Below are 17,954 nucleotides of genomic sequence, written 5' to 3'. Positions count from 1 at the left end.
ATCGTCGGCAGCGTCGCGGTCGCGCAAAAGCGAGCGTGCGTAGCGGCGCAGGCGTGGTATTTCGCCAAGGATTGCTGCCTTCTTTTCGTCCATGACCGCTGTTTCTGAGGTCGCCCTTGTTGATCCGATTGAACGCGCCTTCCGAGCGCGGCGCAAGCGGCCAGCGCGAAGCGGTCCGCCGCCCCGGTCACCCAAGCAATGAGATAACGACATGACCGGCTAAATTATTCCCGGCAGAAAACTGAGAGGGTATCTCGTCTTTCCGCACGATAGACGAAAACGCATCCGGCAGAATTGAAAATCCGCCCGGGAGAATGTATATTCAAAATCGTATATTCTGTATATTCAACTTAAGATATACGTCTGACGAGGAAGCCGAGTATGTCGCTTTACATCCGTGATGACGAGGTCGACGCGCTGGCTCGCCAGTTGCAGTCTGCGATCAAGGCGCCGACAAAGACGGAAGCGGTCCGGATTGCCCTCAAGCGCGAGCTTGAACGGACGAACGCCGTCCTTCCATTGAGCGAGCGCATCAAGAAGTTTCAGGACGCTGCAAGCGCACTTGGTCCTCGTGACCCGAACTTCGACATGAAAAAATTCATGGACGAAGGATGGGGAGAACCTGATGTTCCTTGATGCTTCGGCTATCATCGCGATCCTCCTGCAGGAGGCAGATGCGGACAGTCTGCTAGAAAAAGCTGAACGTGCCGACAAGCTCTATTTTTCTCCGAGCTCCGCATTCGAAGCGATCATTGGGATAGCCCGCAGTACATCCCTGGCGGAAAACGGCGACCAAGCCCTGACACCAGCAGTCTTAATCGATCGGTGCCAAACGATCGTTGTAGGCTTCCTGGCCGAGCTTAGAGCTGTAGAGATACCAATAGATGCACGCATCCGCGAACTCGCCATCAAAGCCGCTCGCGACTATGGCCGATATGTGGGCCATCCCGCCAAGCTGAATTTCGGAGATTGCTTCAGTTACGCGTGTGCCAAGGCTCACCGGATACCGCTGCTCTACAAGGGCAACGATTTTTCGCAGACCGACCTGGCTTGAGCCCTACCCGACTTCAGATTTGGCCGCCCGCGTCAGCAGCCGCTGATAGAACAGTCCGATGCCGATCAGCACCGCGCCGAGGCCGATGAAGGACAGCGCCCTGAGCACACCTTCCAGCTCCGACATGTCGAAGATGAAAACCTTCAGCACGGCGATCGCGATCAGCGCGGCGGAGGCAATGCGCAGCACCTGCGACTTCAGCCATACGCCGGCGGTGAGCAGTGCGACGCCGATGATCAGCCAGAGCGCCGAATAGGTGTAGGTCTCCAACTGGCCGAGCCCGCTCCACAAGCCGATGAACTCGCCCTTGAACAGCCGCCTGACCGACAGTGTGGCATAGGCCAGGGCAAGCACGGCCGCCACCACGGCCAGCATCTGCGCATACCATTTCGGCCGCTTGTCCCTGGCATAGAGCGCTAGCCCGCCGGCGGCGACCGCCGGCAAGAGATAGGCGAGGAACAACAGGTTGAACACCGGGATCCGGCCTGTTGATTCGTCTGTGAATAAAGGGTTCAGCACCGCGAAATGCCGGACAACGATGAAGGCGACCGAGATCACACCGGCGGCCATCGAACCATAGCGCAGCACCGAGCTTGGCGAACGCATATCGATGGCGACCAGGATGGCGCCAGCGCCGATGGCGATCAGCGTGTAGATCGCCTGTTCAGCCAGCGTCATAGCACCCGTGTCGATGACGCCGCCATGCATGGCATGGCGCACCAGCATGGCGAGCGTGAGCAACGCAAACAGCGCCGCTGCTGCTTCCATCGCCAGGCGCGGCCGGCCATTGGTCATGCGGGCGAGTTGCCAGGCGGCGAAGCCGAAGGCCAACGCCGGCACGCCGTAGCCCGGCAGCAGCCAGTTGAACACCGGTGTCGTGGAGAGGAACTCCGCACCAACAATGGTCGGATCGAAGGCGACGCGGCCAAGCACTGCGATCACCGCGCCGACCGAAATCCAGCCGAGCACCGGATAGGAGCGCCAGCGCGTCGCCAGCGCCGGCACGATGGCCGCCGCACCGAGCAGGATGGTGGTCCAGCCGGAATCGAAAGCCATATGCAGCATCAGGAGACCGGCGACGGCCGCGCCGCCCAAGGCAAACGACACCGCGATACCACCCTTGAGGGGCGGATCCTCGGCCCGCGCGATCCACTCGCCGCCGGCGGCGAAAACGACGACCAGCAGTGCCGCGACGGCGGCATAGACAAAGTCGCGGTCGAGATTGCCGAAGGTGAACCAGAGCGCCAGCAAAATGACCAGCGGAACGATGACGCCCCATGCCGCCCATGAGGCGGGGCGGATCTGCGTTCCGGCGGCGAACCTGCGCGCGGCCCAGAAGCCGGTGCCGATGAAGACCAGGCCAAGTGCGATGCCTATGCGCATTGTCAGCGCATTGGACGTGGCCACTGGGAGTCCATCGACGCCCAACGCTCCGCCCGAAAGATCGGAAACGATCGACGTTGGCGGGATGATGCCGAGGTAGATCAGCACGGTGACCAGTCCGGCGGCATAAAGCAGCGGCAGCGCCAGCGGGCGATAGAGCGCCACGGCCACCAATGCGGCGATCACCACCGCGCCCGGCAAGGCATCGCCGGCGGCGATGAAGACCGGGTCGACCGACAGGCCCAGCGCCGAAAATGCAACGAAAAGGCCAGGCACGATGGACGGCCAGTCGAAAACCCTGGCTTGCACGCTTTCATCGCCACGGCGGCCGAGCCAGACAAGGGCGAGCACGGCCAGCGTGACGGCGTCGATGAACAGGATGGCGGAGAGGTTCGCCTGCGGCGCATCGGTCATGTAGAGGATGGTCCAGGCACCGGTGCCGAAAAAGGCGGCCGCCATCAGCGCCTTCCAGTCGCGCATGCGGGCGATGACGCCGGTGGCGGCAAGCACGATCGCGAGATAACCGAACAGCGCCCAGGGATTGGGCGCCTGCGAGGCGACCAGCACCGGCGTCACCATGGCGCCGACGAGGCCGATGCCGGCCAGCGCCTGACCATGGACAAGGGCGGCGGCGATCGTCGCGACGCCGATGGCGCCGAGCAGCGTGAAGGCGAATGCCGGGCCGATGAAACCATAAATGCCGTACGCGGCATAGACGGTGCCGAACAGGATGAACGCACCGGCGGCGGTCAGAATCGCTGGAATGTAGGCGCCGGCAACGCCTTGCACCGGCACTCTAAAGCCTGTGCGACGGATGAACTCGCCGCCGGCGACCAGCACCAGGCCGAGCACCGCGGCCATGGTCAGCCTTACGCCGGGGCCGAAAATACCGGCCTCTATGGTGTAGCGGATCAGGAACAGGCCGCCCAGCGCCAGCGCGATGCCGCCTACCCAGACCGCCCAGCGGGTGCCGAGTGCCGTTTCGACATCCGACTGGCGGGCGGCTCTCGCCGGAGCGGCCGGCGCGGAAGGTTCCGCTGCCTTGGGTGCCGTCTTGCTTGGCGCCCATGGCCCGGCCTCATCAATCGGGGCTTCCTCTTCCGTAGCGGGCGGCGCCTGTGCGACCACAGGCTCGCTTATCGCTGGCGAGGAAATGTCGGCCGCGACTGCTACGGCCGGAACCACATCGGCACGCGCGCTGTCGGGTGGGGCCTGTTCGGACGGCCTGGCCTTGGACGGCACGACGCCTGAAAGCACGAGGCTGCGCAGCGCGCCAAGCTCGCGCTCAACCAGGCCGATGCGGCTTTGCTGGCGCGAAACGATGACAAACAAGGCGATGATGGCGACAAGGCCGATCAGGCTCTCAAACATGGCGGTTCCCCCAAACCATCGCTGACAGTCTCAATGACACTCAAATGCGGCGGCCAAACGGCCGCAAAACTCAAACTACCGTCAGATTGGCGGCCGGAAAGATCGAGCATGTTTCGGTGCCGAAAGCCAGCAGCTTGCCGCCGGCATCCTTCAACGTCGCTTCCGATACGGCCAATATGCGACCTTTGTGAATGACTTTGCCCTCGCAGACCACCTCGCCGGTTTTCGGCGTGATGGGTCGCGTCAAGTTCACCTTGAACTCCGCCGTCGTGTAGGCCTCGCCCTTTTCGAGCAGCGTCTGCACCGCGCAGGCCAGGGCCGAATCGAGCAGAGTCGCCGCCCAGCCGCCATGTACGCCGCCCAGCGGGTTGAGGTGGCGCTCATTGGGTACGCCGCGAAACACGGCACGGCCTTCCGACACTTCGGTCAGCGCGAAGCTGAGCTGGAAGGAGATTGGCGGCGCCGGGTACTTGCCGTCGACGATGCGCTGCAGCAATTCCAAGCCAGTGTATTTGAGGATGTCGGCATGCGGAATGGTGCCGAGGCCGAGCGGCGAGACCCGGCCCGGATAAAGCTCGACCTCGCTCATGTGATGATTTCTCTGGCCGCATCCTCGCCGGCAATGGTCTTGCCGCGCGCGTGGTGTTTGCGCAATGCGGCAAGGAAGCCGGCGCGGGCGTCGGGCGGCTCGATGCCGCGCGGCTCATAGACGTGGCGGGTGAAGAAGAAACCGGTCAGCCGGAAGGCGTCTTCGACATCAGCCGGATCCGCGCGCAGGCCGGAGCCGCGCTGCAAGAAGGCCGGCAGAGCCAGCATCTTGTCGCGCCATGGTGCGCCTGCTTCACGCGATACAGCGCGACCCGATTTTGGCGAGACATAGGCCAGGTCCTGCCGCGTGCCGGTAGCGGCGCATTGACTGAGATCGAGGCCAAAGCCGAGTTCGTCCAGAACCAGAAGCTCGAAGCGCGCCACCAGTTCGCCGGCGGCATCGGCATCGTCGAGATGGGCGATCATCACGGCAAGCGTTTCGTAGAGACCTTCATGCGCGTCGCGCTCGGGCAACAGCCGCAGATGCGCGGCCATGGTCTGCAGCCCGTAGACGGCTACGGCACTGTCCATCAGGCGGGCCGCGTTCATCTCTATCGCCTCGGCCTGGAACGTGCCGAGATGCTCGTCAAGGCGCGCCCGCCACAACAGGTCGACACGATTGCCCGGTTGGAGGACAGGCTGCTGCTTGCGCGAACGGCCGCCCCGAATAAGGCCGAGATGACGGCCATGCGTACGCGTCATCACCTCGAGAATGGCGCTGGTTTCGCCATGCTTGCGGGTGCCGAGAATGATTCCCTCGTCGCGCCATTCCATGCCCTAAGCATTTCACCGGTTGGATGGCGAAATCAAGGGTTGGGTTTGGTGCTTGACGGGCTGATGCCGGCACAGCGCATAAAAAAACCGCCCGCAGCATATCGCTGCGGGCGGGCTGGTAAGGTCAGCCGATCCGTTAGAACGAGCGCTGGAAGCGGAGAATGCCGCCGACGCTGCTCTTCTTGTTAGCCTTGGTCCAGTTGTTGAAGTCGGCGTCCTCGAACTTACCAGCATTGAGGTAGTCGACTTCAGCCGTGACCGTAAAGCCGGGGACAACGGTATAGGCAACGTTAGCGGCGACGCCGAGGTTCTTCCAGTCGTCATAAGAGACCTGGGCGTTGAACGCAGTCTTCTCGTTGAACTTGTAGGTGCCGCCGCCCCAGACTGCCCAGTTGCCACCCCACTGCTTGTAGAAGCCGCGACCACTGGCATCGATGGCGTTGCCCGCATTGTCGTTGAGATTGTCGTCCGTGCCGTAGCCGCCCATGATGAACAACGTCAGTTCCTTGTTCACGTTGACGTCCAAACGAACCTTGCCGGCCACTTCCTCGTAATTGCTGTCATAGGCGACGACGCCCGTGACCGCGCCCCAGTCGCCCTTGTACTTCAAGCCGCCGACGACATGCGGAACATAGCTGTCGATGGTGCCGATCTTGCCGGCGCCTTCTTCAAGAGAGACCAACCCCGTGAGGCCGTTGCCTCCGTCGAAGTAGTACTGAACGACGTTGCTCTCCTGCCCGCCATACGGAACCAGCGTGTCCTGGATGACGTTGCCGGCGTAGCCGATGAACGTATCGAAAGCAGTATCGTCCTTGCCGACGCGCAGGCCGCCGAGCTGAATCCAAGCGAAACGCAGCGAGAGAGACTTGTTACGGCCTTGCCAGTCGTTCGCGTTGGTGGCGCTTTGATCAGAATAGTCGCCGCTGCTGTTGCCGTAGTTGAAGCGGGTCTCGGTGTAGGTCTTAAGGGTACCGAGCTCGGTCTCCTGACCGGTCCAGGTCTTCAGTGTGAAGCGTGTGTTCTTGTAATAGGTCGAATGAGTGCTGTCGCTCTGATGGTCAGGGACATGGTTGACACCATCAAGCGAGCCGGCATCGCCGACGCCGATGTCATAACGGACATAGCCGCCGATGCGCAGGCAGGTCTCGGTGCCCGGAATGTAGAAGTAGCCAGCGCCGTAGACGTCGCAGATCTTGACGTATTCGGCCGGTTCCGGTTCGGCGACGACGACAGCGTCCGCGGCGCGAGCGCCGGACACCGCGATCAGTGCCGCGGCTGAGCCGAGAAGGAGGCTCTTGATGTTCATTTTCTGACCTCTCCAGTCAAAGTTTTAAATGGCTTTCGGATTTGTGGCTGGCGGCAATGTTTTCCCGCCTCACCACCACAATGAAAAAAGCTCGCAGCGCTCGCCCTTTTCGAGCGCGAACATACCCATCGATCTTCTGCCTTCAATGACGATTTCGGAAATAACGGCGATTCATTTAACAGTTTAATTCCGTGTTGCACAAATAACACTTATGCACATGTCGATGGCACAATCGGCACAACGTCATATATTCAATATCTATTCCGATAGTTTCGCGGCTAAACATATATTTCAACCAGAGAACGCCGAACAATATCGGCCCGTCCTATCGAAATAACGGAATCTTTCAGACACCGATCGGGATTTTTGGCCGCATCGCCCTGGCGCGTCAGGCCCGCTGCGCGTGGTCGGCAAGCACTTCGTCGATCACATATCGGGATTTCTCAACCTCGACCGGATTGACGTCTATCTGCCCGGCCACGGTGATCAGCGCCTTCCAAAGCGTCCAGCCACGACCGCGCGCCCACATCGCCTGATCGGCCGTAACGCCGGCTCGGAACGCTTCCCGGCTTTTGCCTTCAAACAGCGTCCATGCAATCGCCAGATCGCAGGCGGGATCGCCGACGCCCGTGGCGCCAGCCTTGGCAGCCAGCGGTGCTCCTTTTCCACTTGCAGGAAATAGGCCGCGGCGCTCGGCAACCGCACGGTCATCTCGTCGCCAAGATGGAAGGTCCTGTTGTCCCAGCCGCCAAATTCGACCGGCCTGACCGCAAGATCCTTCCAGCGGGGAAATTGCGTGGCGACCAGTCGGCTAACAAGCGCTGTGTCGATGTTCAGCCTGCTGGCCATGGACCGGAAGCGGACTTGTTGAGCATGGTCTTTTCCGGTTCCCGCTTTTTGTTGCGTGGACCTTCGGTTCTGGATCCCGCATTAGCGCGGAAACTCGAGCCCCATCTCGCGGTAGCGTTCGGGGTCGTCGCCCCAGTTCTCGCGCACCTTGACGAACAGGAACAGGTGCACCTTCTGTTCGAGGATGCCGGCTATCTCCATACGCGCCGCTTGGCCAATGGCGCGGATGGTCTCGCCCTTGTGGCCGAGCACGATCTTCTTCTGGCTGTCGCGCTCGACATAGATCGTCTGGTCGATACGCACCGAGCCGTCCGGCTTCTCTTCCCATTTCTCGGTTTCGATATGCGAGGAATAGGGCAGTTCCTGATGCAGCCTGAGATAAAGCTTTTCGCGGGTGATCTCGGCGGCGAGCTGGCGCATCGGCAGATCCGAGATCTGGTCTTCCGGATAGTACCATGGGCCGGCCGGCAGAGCCTCAGCCAGATAATCGAGCACGTCCTTGCAACCGGAGCCGGTGAGCGCCGAAACCATGAAGGTGCGCTTGAACGGCACCCTTTCGTTGGCCGCCGCCGACAAGGCCAGCAGCGCCTCGTGCTTGACGCGGTCGACCTTGTTGAGGATCAGCACCATAGGCTGGCGCACATCTTTCAACCGTTCGAGGATGGCGTCCGCGTCGCCCCGGATACCGCGCTCGGCGTCGATCAAAAGCAGCACGATATCGGCGTCCTTGGCGCCACCCCAGGCGGTGGTCACCATCGCCGTGTCGAGCCGCCGCCTCGGCTTGAAAATGCCGGGCGTGTCGACGAAAACGATTTGCGCATTGTCATGCGTCGCGATGCCGCGCACGATGGCGCGGGTCGTCTGCACCTTGTGCGTGACGATCGACACCTTGGCGCCGACCAGCTGGTTGACCAGCGTCGACTTGCCCGCATTGGGCGCGCCGATCAGGGCGACGAAGCCGGAATGCGTGGGGGCAGCTTCCGTTGCCTGCTCTTCGGTAGCGGTCATGCCGCGCTCCCTTCTCTAGAGCGCCCCGCGCCCTCCGTTTTTTGAGCCGATGCGGTGGCCCAGACGCCTTCGCGCAAGAGAAACGCCGAAGCCGCTGCTTCTTCGGCGGCCCTGCGTGAGCCGCCGGTGCCGCTTATCGGCGCGAAGCCGCGGACCTGCAAGGACACCGTGAAGACAGGTTGATGGTCCGGGCCTTCGCGCCTTTCGATCACATATTCGGGGCGTGCATCGCTGGTCTTGGCAATCCATTCCTGCAAATCGGATTTCGGATTGAGCGGCTTTGTCACCACCGACCGCGAGCGCGGTTCCCAGTAGCGCAGGACAAACCGCCGCGCGGCCTCGATGCCGCCGTCGACGTAGACCGCCGCGATCAGCGCTTCGACCGCATCCGCCAGATAGTTTCCGCCCGAGCCACGCGACCGCATCTTCAAGGCAGCGTCGGCCCGGACCAGATCCTCGAGCTGCATTTCGATGCCGATCTCGGAGCATGTCTTCGCATCGACCAGCGCGTTGAAGCGCGGCGCGATTTCACCCTCCGGGGCGTCAGGGAACTTTTCGAAAAGCATATCGGCGACGACGAGCCCAAGCACGCGATCGCCAAGGAATTCCAGACGCTGATTGTTGCTTGCCGCCTTGACCGCACTGGAATGCGTCAAGGCGGTCTCAAGCAAGCGGATATCTTTGAAGACGTGGCCGGTCTTGGCCTTCACCAAACCGGCCAGTGTTTCGCCTGTCGGGCGCTTCAAAGCCATCAATTGACGAAGTGGAACAGGCGCGAAGCACGCATCAGCGACGGCCATTTCCAGATTTCGAGCGGGCTCGCCTTGCCGGCGATAGAGAAGAAAACAAGATTGGCGCGGCCAACCAGATTTTCCGCGGGAACGTAGCCGACGGTGAAACGGCTGTCGGCGGAATTGTCCCTGTTGTCACCCATCATGAAATAATGGCCGGGCGGCACGTCGAATTCGCGCGTATTGTCGCCGATCGAGTTCGAATTCAAGTCGAGCGTGTCGTAGCTGACGCCGTTGGGCAAGGTCTCGCGATAGACGTCGATAGGGCGCGATTCCTCGGTAATGTCGGGATTGTCGATCTGGCCGGTTTTCACGCGCGGCACGCCTTCGCCGTTGATGAAAAGCTGGCCGTCCTTGACCTGGATCTTGTCGCCGGGCAGGCCGATAACGCGCTTGATGTAGTCGACGGACGGATCCGGCGGGAACTTGAACACCACAACATCGCCACGCTTGGGCTCGGAGCCCCAGATGCGGCCCGAAAAGATGTCGGGACCGAAAGGCAGCGAATAGCGCGAATAGCCGTAGGACCATTTGGTGACGAACAGATAATCGCCTTCCAAAAGCGTCGGCCGCATCGATCCCGATGGGATCGAAAAGGGTTGGAACAAGAGCGTGCGGATGACCAGGGCGAGCAAAAGCGCCTGCACGATGACGCTGACGGTCTCGCCAAGGCCGCCGGATTTCTTCACAGTTTTTTCAGCCACGCTCATGTCGTCCTCGATTGTGCGTTGGATGGTATAGAGTCTCGGCGCGCGCTGGGCAACGTCAATGCCGGTCGTCAGATGCAATCAATGTGGCGCTTCTTCGACGGGCAACGCCTCGATGATCACAAAGGCTTGGGCGAGCGGGAAATCATCGGTGATTGTGAGATGGATTGCCGCCCGATGACCGTTTGGCAGGATTTTGGCCAGCCGCGCCTGTGCGCCTCCCGTCAGCGCCATGGTCGGCGCGCCGCTGGGCATGTTGACGACACCCATGTCGCGCCAGAACACGCCCTGCGCCAGACCGGTGCCCAGCGCCTTGGCACAGGCCTCCTTGGCGGCGAAGCGCTTGGCGTAGGACGCCGCACGCGCCCGGCGGTTCTCGGAGCGGGCCTCTTCGACCTCGGTGTAGATTCTCTGGATGAAACGCCGACCGTGACGTTCCAGCGACTTCTCGATGCGTCTGATATCGATCAGGTCGCTGCCGATGCCGATGATCATCGTGCGGCGGAACCGATGCTGGCGCCAGGATGAGACGATTGCTGATGTCGGCGTGCACGCTCGGCCAGGCGCTTGCGCCGCTGCTCGCGGAAAGCGTTCATGCCCCAGCGCGTGACGCCATAGAACAGCAGTCCGAACACCAACCCGAGCGGAATCGCGCCGATCAGCATCGGCTCAAGGATAGGTTTCCACAATTGCGCAAAGGACAGGCTATGCAGCATCTCGCCCAGATGTGCCGGCGGCCCGTGCTGCGGCAGGCGATCATGCAGGATGAGTTTGCCTGTTTCCCAGGAGGCGCCCCACAGCAGAGGAAATGTCAGCGGATTGCCGAAGAACACCGCGCCGAGTGCCGCCGCGACGAGATTGCCGGCAATCACCCAGCACAGGACGGCGGCGATGATGAAATGGAAGCCGACGGGAAAGAACGAAGCGAAGACGCCGGCAGCGACGCCGGCCGCCACCGCGTGCGGTGTGGCCTTCAGCCGCAGGATGCGTTTGGAAAAATATTGAAGCGAGCGCGAAAACGAGCGGCGCGGCCAAAGGTAGGTGCGCACCCGTTCGAAAAGGCCATCAGGCTTGCGGCGTCGAAAAAGCACTCTGTTCCCGTTCCACAGCTTCCGCGCCGGCACTTTCAGCCGGACGTGACAGCCACATCTTGCGCTTGACGATCACCCTATGGCAATCGCAACCTTGATATAGCGACGCGCTGGCGGGAGAACAACCAAACCCTTTCGTGCGCGCTTGTTGCCGCCTTCGCGGTGGCAGTCCTTGCTTCGAACATTGGACAATAGCGGCGAATTTAAGGAACGGACAGTCGGATCGCCGAAAGGCGTAGCCTGGCCTGCGGCTATGGGAGGTATTCGCTGACCTCGATCAGATTGCCGTCCGGGTCGCGGAAATAGACCGACATCATCGGTCCTCGGGCCCCGACACGTTCGACCGGACCTAGTTCCACCACCACATCATTGGCAGCAAGATGGGTGCTGACTTCGCCCAACGGCCGGTCTGTGATCAAGCAGAAGTCGCCCGAGCCCGGCGTCGGCGCCTTGGCTTTCGGCTCGAAGGTGCGGCTAACCTCATGCACATTGATCTTCTGGGTGCCGAAAGCCAGTGCTGTCGGCCGGCCCGGCGTATCGATGCGTTCAAAGCCCAGCACGCGCTGATAAAAGTCACAGGTCACTTCCAGCGAAGCGACCGTCAACACGAAATGATCGATGCCGGCTATCATATCCAATTTGTTTTCATGCATCTCGTTACCCCAAAACCGCTGCACACTTTTGGGCGACATGGATGGTCAGATGTTGCGGCTGCCGGGCTTGATCGCCGGGATGGCGGCCAGCTCCGGCGGCAGCCGGTCGGCCGGATAGGCCGGAACCTCATATTCGGCGAGTGCGATCAGCGGCACGCCGACATCCGTCTTGCCGGCCGAACGGTCGATGATGCAGGCCGCGGCAACCACTTCGGCGCCAAGCTCGCGCAGGCACGCGACGGTCTCGCGGATCGACAGGCCGGTGGTGACGATGTCCTCGACGATGACGACGCGCGCGCCCTTGGTGATCTCGAAGCGGCGCAGGCGGAACTCGCCCCCTTCCCGCTCGACCCAGATCGCCGGCACGCCGAGATGGCGCGAAGTCTCGTACGCCGGGATCAGCCCGCCGATTGCCGGGCCGACGACGTAGTCGATCTTGCCGGGCACGCCAGCGCGAATCTTCTCGGCCAACGCCGTGCACAGCCGTTCGGTCTTGTCGGCATGCATGAACACGCGCGCCTTCTGCAGGAAGACCGGACTGCGCAGGCCCGAGGTCAAAATGAAATGCCCTTCCAGAACAGCACCGGCCTCGCGGAAAATGTCCAGCACTTCATCAGTGTTCATTGTTTGCTCCATGCGGTGAATGGTGAATGGTGAATGGTGAATGGTGAATGGTGAATGGCAGTGAGCACCTTACTTTACTATTTACTATTTACTATTTACTATTCACTATTCACTATTCACTATTCACTATTCACTATTCACCATTCACTATTCACCCGTTCACACGCCGTGCGTCGCTGACGCTCGTATTGTCCTTGAGCTGCGACAGCAGCCGGTTGAGATGCTTCAGATCCCAGACCTCGAGATCGATCAACATCTCGGTGAAGTCGGGCGCGGTACGCACCATCGACAGCGTGTGGATGTTGGCGTCGTTCGATGCCACCACCTGGGCGATATCGGCGAGCGAACCCGGTGCATTGATGGCGGTGACCGAGACGCGCGCCGGAAAGCGTTCCTTGGTGCGCTCGTCAATGTCCCAGCGCACGTCGATCCAGCGTTCTGGCTGATCATCGAAAGCCTGCAGCGCCGGCGACTGGATCGGATAGATGGTGATGCCGGTGCCCGGCTGGACGATGCCGACGATGCGGTCGCCAGGGACCGCGCCTTCCGGCGCGAAACGCACCGGCAGGTCGCCGCGCACGCCGCGGATCGGCACGGCGCCATCACGTGGCTGGTCCTTGTCCTTGCGCGCGGCGCGGCCCGGAATCTGGAATAGCATGCCGGCGGCATTGCGGATCTTCGACCAGCCCTCCTCGCGCGGCTTGGGTGCGGCCGTGGTGATGCGCTCGTCCTTGTAGTCGGGGAATACTGCCTTCATGACGTCGGCGGAGGCAAGCTCGCCACGCCCGACCGAGGCCAGCACATCCTCGATGTCCTTGCGCGCCAAGCGGTGCAGCACCTGCTTCAGGCTCTCCTTGGTGAAAGTCTTGCCGGCGCGCTCGAAGGCGCGTTCCAGGATGCGGATGCCGAGACCTGAATATTGCTTGCGGATGGCGTTCTTGGTGGCGCGGCGGATGGCCGAGCGCGCCTTGCCGGTGACGACGACCGATTCCCACGCCGCCGGCGGCACCTGTGCCTTGGAGCGGATGATCTCGACCTCGTCGCCGTTCTTCAGTTCCGTCATCAGCGGCATGATGCGGCCGTTGACCTTGGCGCCGACGCAGGTGTCACCCACATCGGTATGCACCGCATAGGCAAAGTCGATCGGTGTCGCGCCGCGCGGCAGCGCAATCAGCATGCCTTTCGGGGTGAAGCAAAATACCTGGTCCTGGAACAGCTCCAGCTTGGTGTTTTCGAGGAAATCCTCGGGATTGTCACCCTCGGCAAGCTGCTCGATGGTGCGCCGCAGCCAGGCGTAGGCGTTGGTCTCTTTCGAGATCGCATGGGCGGCACCGTTCGTCTTGCCGCCGGTATCCTTGTAGATCGAATGGGCGGCGACGCCGTATTCGGCAATCTTGTTCATCTCTCGGGTGCGGATCTGCAGCTCGACGCGCTGACGCGACGGCCCGACGATCGTGGTGTGGATCGATCGGTAGTCATTCTGCTTCGGTGTCGAAATGTAATCCTTGAAGCGGCCCGGCACCATCGACCACGTCGTGTGAATGGCGCCAAGCGCCCGGTAGCAGTCCTCGATGGTGTCGACGACGACGCGGAAGCCGAAAATGTCTGACAGCTGCTCGAAGGACAGCGCCTTGGCCTCCATCTTGCGGAACACAGACCACGGCTTCTTCTGACGGCTTTTCACGCTGGCATTGATCGCATGCTTCTCGAACAGCCCCGACAGCGCCTTTTCGATCTCGGACAGCACACCCTTGTTGCGCTCGAAGATTTCGGCGAGCCGGGCAGTGACGGCGCGATGGGCCTCCGGATTGATGAAGCGGAAGGCGATCTCCTCGAGCTCTTCGCGCATGCCTTGCATACCCATGCGTCCGGCCAGCGGCGCATAGATGTCCATCGTCTCCTCGGCAATGCGCAGGCGCTTGGCCTCCGGCATATGGTCGAGGGTTCGCATGTTGTGCAGGCGGTCGGCGAGCTTGACCAGAAGCACACGGACGTCTTCCGAAATCGCCAGCAGAAGCTTGCGCAGGTTTTCCGCCTGCTCGGCCTTCTTCGACACGAGGTCGAGCTTCTTCAGCTTGGTTAGTCCCTCGACCAGCTTGCCCATTTCGGGCCCGAACAGCTCATCGATCTCGGCCCGAGTCGCCGTGGTGTCCTCAATCGTGTCGTGCAGCAGGGCGACCGCGATCGTCGCCTCGTCCATATGCATTTCGGTAAGGATGGCGGCGACTTCGAGCGGATGCGAGAAATAGGGATCGCCGGAAGCGCGTTTCTGGTGGCCATGCTTCTGCATGGCATAGACATAGGCCTTGTTGAGCAACGCCTCGTTGACGTCAGGCTTGTAGCGCTGGACGCGCTCGACAAGCTCATACTGACGCATCATGGGCGGGATCTCGCAGCGGTGAAATGATTGATGCGCCGCACTAGCGTACGGCGCACCTCATAGATAGCCACGAAACTGACTGGACGGAAGTGCCGGAAACGTATTCCAGGCAGGTCCAGAGTGCTCGCTTAGTAGTCGTCACTCTTTTCCGGCGGTACCAGGCCCTCGATGCCTGCCAGGAGATCTTCCTCGGTCATGCGATCGAAGGTGATGTTCTCCTCGGTGTCGTCGGCGTCGGTGGCCGCGACGGCGGCGCCGGTCTGATCGGCAATCGCTTCGCCATCAGCTTCGGGCTCGTCGACCTCGACATGCTTCTGCAGCGAATGGATCAGATCTTCCTTGAGGTCGTCGGGCGACAGTGTCTCGTCGGCGATCTCGCGCAGCGCCACGACCGGGTTCTTGTCGTTGTCACGCGGCACGGTGATCGGTGCGCCCTGGCTGATCTGCCGGGCGCGGTGGCCGGCCAACAGCACCAGCTCGAAGCGGTTGTCGACCTTGTCGATGCAATCTTCAACGGTTACGCGGGCCATGGATGCCCCTTTCATGCGATGGATTTGATGGAAAACAGGCGCGGTCCATAACCCGAACGCCGCCAAAATACAAGCATCATGGCAATGGCGGGGCTGCAGGGCACTCATTCCCTGGGTCAAACACCCGATTCCGCAAAATCAGCCTGTACGTATGCGTTCGGTGTGCCGATCACAATTGCTTGCTGTGCTGCAACACGCCCTTGGATTGCCGCGAAACTGGCGCTATCTCGGATGGCATAGAGGTCAGCCGGTTTATTATGAGCCTGACCGAACGTCGCTATCGCATTTCGTTAAGACGGCCATTTATTTCGAGAAGGAATAATTTTCCATGTTCGACCCTCGTGAAAAAATCGCCCTATTCATCGACGGCGCCAATCTCTATGCGACGTCGCGCGCGCTAGGCTTCGACATCGACTATCGCAAGCTTCTGGCGAGCTTCCAGAAGCGTGGTTATCTGCTGCGCGCCTATTACTACACGGCGCTGGTCGAGGATCAGGAATACTCCTCGATCCGTCCGCTGATCGACTGGCTCGACTATAACGGCTTCAAGGTGGTTACCAAGCCGGCCAAGGAATTCACCGACTCGACGGGCCGCCGCAAGATCAAGGGCAATATGGACATAGAGCTCACGGTCGATGCGCTGGAACTCGCTGATGTCGTCGACCACTACGTCATCTTTTCCGGCGACGGCGATTTCCGCACGCTGGTCGAGGCGCTGCAGCGGCGTGGCCGCAAGGTGTCGATCGTCTCGACCATGGCCTCTCAGCCGCCGATGATCTCCGACGATCTGCGTCGCCAGGCCGACCATTTCATCGACCTGACGACACTGAAGAACGAGGTTGGCCGCGATCCGTCCGAGCGGCCGGTGCGCCGGCCAGAGCCGGCCGAAGTCGACGAGGACGACTATTGAGGCCGGTCGCTTTGACCGCCCGTTCCGCATCCGAACCCGATCGCGATTGCCCGCTCTGCCCACGGCTGCATGATTTCATCGCCGAATGGCGGCAGCGCGAACCGTCCTGGTTCAATGCGCCGGTGCCGACTTTCCTGCCGCCGGAAGGCGATGCCACGGTTCGGTTGCTTATCGTCGGACTGGCGCCTGGCTTGCGCGGTGCCAACCGTACCGGACGCCCTTTCACCGGCGACTTTGCCGGCGACCTGCTCTACTCGACATTGATTTCGCACGGCTTTGCACGCGGCGAGTTCAAGGCTCGGCGGGATGACGGACTGGAACTGGTCGGCACGGCGATCACCAATGCGGTGCGCTGCGTGCCGCCGGAGAACAAGCCGGCGGGCGCCGAAATCGCCACATGCCGTACGTTCCTGGTGCCGACGATTGCCCGGTTCCCCAACCTGCGCGCCGTGCTGGCGCTGGGATCGATCGCGCACCAGTCGACCGTGCGGGCACTGGGTAGGCGTGTCGCCGCCTATCCGTTCAAGCATGGCGGACAACTGCCGGCCGGGAACATCACGCTGTTTTCGAGCTATCACTGCTCACGCTACAACACCAATACCGGCGTGCTGACCGAGGCGATGTTCGTTGGTGTTTTCAGCCAGATAGCGACATTCCTGCGGACGTAGCGGATGTCTGCGGGAATAGAGTCTCGCGTCGGCAGACTGTCAGCGTAGCGGCGCAGACAGCACGTTCAACACCGAAGGCCCACCCTGCAGCACATTCAGGTCGACATCGCCATCGATGCCTTCGACGCGGCCCCTGTTGTGGTATTGCCACAAGACCCAGTCGTCACGGTCCGGCTCCTGAAGCAATGAGCGAAGCCAGAGCGCGCGCACAGAGATGCGCCCGGCATAGGTCCGCGCGGCCTCGTCGGTCAGATAGATGATTGCCGGCTTGCCGAACGCCGCTTCGACGGGGGCGAGGAACGCGGCCAGTTCGGCGCTCAGTTGCTCCGGCGTTGGCCGCTGCGGACAGTTGCCGCCGAACTCGATGTCGACGACCGGCGGCAGCAAGGGCCGATCGCGTGGTACCACCGAGATGAAATTCTTCGCCTGGTCGGCACCTGGCCGGCAGAAGGTGAAGAAATGATAGGCGCCGACAGCCAGACCGGCAGCCCGGGCCTCTTCCAGATTCCTCGCGAAGGCATCGTCGATGTGGTCACCGCCTTCCGTCGCCTTGATGACGGCAAAGGCGACATCGTCGGCGGCAACGCGCCGCCAGTCGATCCTGCCCTGATGATGGGAGACGTCGATGCCCCTGACCGGATATCTATCGCGGTCCGGCGAGAATGATCTGAAATAGAAATAGCCGCCCGCTGCGACCAAACATCCCACGGCAAGGCTGGCCAAACCCAAGAGGACAATCCGGTTCTTCAAACGAATGGCCCCAGCCTACCCGCGCTGTTTTACCTACCCACGCTCTTTCAAGAGCCGACCCTTCTCGCGCGACCAGTCGCGCTGCTTCTCGGATTCGCGCTTGTCGTGCAACTTCTTGCCGCGACCGACCGCGAGCAGCAGCTTTGCGCGGCCCTGATCGTTGAAATAGATTTTCAGCGGCACCAGCGTCATGCCTTCGCGGTCGACGCTTTGCGCCAGTTTCGCCATCTCGCGCTTGTTGAGCAGCAGCTTGCGGCGCCGGCGCGGCTCGTGGTTGAACCGGTTGGCCTGCAGATATTCCGGCAAATACGAGTTGATCAGCCAGATCTCGCCGCCTTCGACCGAGGCATAGCTGTCCTGGATGTTGGCCTGGCCCTGGCGCAGCGACTTGACCTCGGTGCCGGTCAGCACCAGACCGGCCTCGACCGTGTCGAGCACCTCGTAGGAAAACCGCGCCTTGCGGTTTTCCGAAACAGTCTTGTTGTTGGGATCGGCTTTTCTGACTTGATTCATGATG

At 61.6% G+C, this 17,954-nt stretch carries 19 protein-coding genes and 1 pseudogene; 4 read left to right on the top strand and 16 right to left on the bottom strand.

Annotation, left to right across the window (positions count from 1 at the left end; translation table 11 throughout):
* Positions 1 to 381: 381 nt before the first annotated feature.
* The gene (locus tag NKJ01_RS12300; protein WP_023762078.1) at positions 382 to 636 is read left to right on the top strand and encodes a type II toxin-antitoxin system VapB family antitoxin; all 255 of its coding nucleotides are present in this window, start codon (positions 382 to 384) and stop codon (positions 634 to 636) included.
* On the top strand, positions 626 to 1,054 hold the full coding sequence (locus tag NKJ01_RS12295) for a type II toxin-antitoxin system VapC family toxin (protein WP_023762079.1): 429 nt from the start codon (positions 626 to 628) through the stop codon (positions 1,052 to 1,054). The genes NKJ01_RS12300 and NKJ01_RS12295 overlap by 11 nt, the downstream gene beginning before the upstream one ends.
* Before the next feature lie 3 nt (positions 1,055 to 1,057).
* Here NKJ01_RS12295 and NKJ01_RS12290 read toward each other — a convergent pair whose 3' ends face one another.
* The 14 genes and pseudogenes from NKJ01_RS12290 to rpoZ form a co-directional block, all read right to left on the bottom strand.
* On the bottom strand, positions 1,058 to 3,808 hold the full coding sequence (locus NKJ01_RS12290; RefSeq protein ID WP_352728213.1) for a DUF2339 domain-containing protein: 2,751 nt from the start codon (positions 3,806 to 3,808) through the stop codon (positions 1,058 to 1,060).
* Between the two features lie 70 nt (positions 3,809 to 3,878).
* Entirely contained in the window at positions 3,879 to 4,397 is a 519-nt protein-coding gene (locus NKJ01_RS12285; RefSeq protein ID WP_352728211.1) for a PaaI family thioesterase, read from the bottom strand.
* A complete protein-coding gene (gene recO / locus NKJ01_RS12280) occupies positions 4,394 to 5,170 on the bottom strand; it encodes a DNA repair protein RecO (RefSeq protein WP_352728209.1) in 777 nt (258 codons plus the stop codon). Before recO ends, NKJ01_RS12285 begins: the two co-directional genes overlap by 4 nt.
* A 136-nt stretch (positions 5,171 to 5,306) precedes the next feature.
* Positions 5,307 to 6,476, bottom strand: a complete 1,170-nt coding sequence (locus NKJ01_RS12275) for a porin (protein ID WP_352728207.1) — start codon at positions 6,474 to 6,476, stop codon at positions 5,307 to 5,309.
* Between the two features lie 388 nt (positions 6,477 to 6,864).
* A pseudogene (locus tag NKJ01_RS12270) lies at positions 6,865 to 7,325 on the bottom strand (phosphotransferase).
* 81 nt (positions 7,326 to 7,406) lie between these two features.
* Positions 7,407 to 8,333, bottom strand: a complete 927-nt coding sequence (gene era, locus NKJ01_RS12265; protein ID WP_352728205.1) for a GTPase Era — start codon at positions 8,331 to 8,333, stop codon at positions 7,407 to 7,409.
* Positions 8,330 to 9,085 (bottom strand): ribonuclease III, encoded by a 756-nt coding sequence (gene rnc / locus NKJ01_RS12260; RefSeq protein WP_352728203.1) that lies wholly within the window; start codon positions 9,083 to 9,085, stop codon positions 8,330 to 8,332. The genes era and rnc overlap by 4 nt, the downstream gene beginning before the upstream one ends.
* Complete coding sequence (gene lepB / locus NKJ01_RS12255; RefSeq protein WP_352599221.1) at positions 9,085 to 9,834, bottom strand: signal peptidase I; 750 nt, start codon at positions 9,832 to 9,834, stop codon at positions 9,085 to 9,087. The genes rnc and lepB overlap by 1 nt, the downstream gene beginning before the upstream one ends.
* 78 nt (positions 9,835 to 9,912) lie before the next feature.
* On the bottom strand, positions 9,913 to 10,326 hold the full coding sequence (acpS, locus tag NKJ01_RS12250; RefSeq protein WP_023762088.1) for a holo-ACP synthase: 414 nt from the start codon (positions 10,324 to 10,326) through the stop codon (positions 9,913 to 9,915).
* Complete coding sequence (locus NKJ01_RS12245; RefSeq protein ID WP_352599223.1) at positions 10,323 to 10,922, bottom strand: DUF2062 domain-containing protein; 600 nt, start codon at positions 10,920 to 10,922, stop codon at positions 10,323 to 10,325. Before NKJ01_RS12245 ends, acpS begins: the two co-directional genes overlap by 4 nt.
* A gap of 251 nt (positions 10,923 to 11,173) precedes the next feature.
* Positions 11,174 to 11,554 carry a VOC family protein gene (locus tag NKJ01_RS12240; protein ID WP_352728226.1) on the bottom strand — a complete coding sequence of 127 codons (381 nt, stop codon included), beginning with the start codon at positions 11,552 to 11,554 and terminating at the stop codon, positions 11,174 to 11,176.
* Positions 11,555 to 11,620: 66 nt separating this feature from the next.
* A complete protein-coding gene (gene pyrE / locus NKJ01_RS12235; RefSeq protein ID WP_023762092.1) occupies positions 11,621 to 12,199 on the bottom strand; it encodes an orotate phosphoribosyltransferase in 579 nt (192 codons plus the stop codon).
* A 151-nt stretch (positions 12,200 to 12,350) separates the two neighbouring features.
* Entirely contained in the window at positions 12,351 to 14,579 is a 2,229-nt protein-coding gene (locus NKJ01_RS12230; RefSeq protein ID WP_023762093.1) for a RelA/SpoT family protein, read from the bottom strand.
* Positions 14,580 to 14,707: 128 nt separating this feature from the next.
* A complete protein-coding gene (gene rpoZ / locus NKJ01_RS12225; RefSeq protein WP_023762094.1) occupies positions 14,708 to 15,109 on the bottom strand; it encodes a DNA-directed RNA polymerase subunit omega in 402 nt (133 codons plus the stop codon).
* Positions 15,110 to 15,437: 328 nt separating this feature from the next.
* Here rpoZ and NKJ01_RS12220 point away from each other — a divergent pair, with 328 nt between their 5' ends.
* On the top strand, positions 15,438 to 16,019 hold the full coding sequence (locus NKJ01_RS12220; RefSeq protein WP_023762095.1) for a LabA-like NYN domain-containing protein: 582 nt from the start codon (positions 15,438 to 15,440) through the stop codon (positions 16,017 to 16,019).
* 11 nt (positions 16,020 to 16,030) lie between these two features.
* Complete coding sequence (locus NKJ01_RS12215; RefSeq protein ID WP_352728199.1) at positions 16,031 to 16,687, top strand: uracil-DNA glycosylase; 657 nt, start codon at positions 16,031 to 16,033, stop codon at positions 16,685 to 16,687.
* Positions 16,688 to 16,726: 39 nt separating this feature from the next.
* On the opposite strand, the gene NKJ01_RS12210 is transcribed toward NKJ01_RS12215, so the two are convergent.
* Together NKJ01_RS12210 and smpB are read right to left on the bottom strand one after the other, a co-directional pair.
* Positions 16,727 to 17,437 (bottom strand): glycoside hydrolase family 25 protein, encoded by a 711-nt coding sequence (locus NKJ01_RS12210; RefSeq protein ID WP_352728197.1) that lies wholly within the window; start codon positions 17,435 to 17,437, stop codon positions 16,727 to 16,729.
* 33 nt (positions 17,438 to 17,470) lie between these two features.
* Positions 17,471 to 17,950 carry an SsrA-binding protein SmpB gene (gene smpB, locus NKJ01_RS12205; protein WP_256745670.1) on the bottom strand — a complete coding sequence of 160 codons (480 nt, stop codon included), beginning with the start codon at positions 17,948 to 17,950 and terminating at the stop codon, positions 17,471 to 17,473.
* Positions 17,951 to 17,954 lie beyond the last annotated feature (4 nt).

This window comes from Mesorhizobium sp. M0276, assembly GCF_040321755.1.
GTDB lineage: Bacteria > Pseudomonadota > Alphaproteobacteria > Rhizobiales > Rhizobiaceae > Mesorhizobium.
Note: the sequence above shows the minus strand (reverse complement) of the source record. Positions and strands in the feature narration are given on the sequence as shown.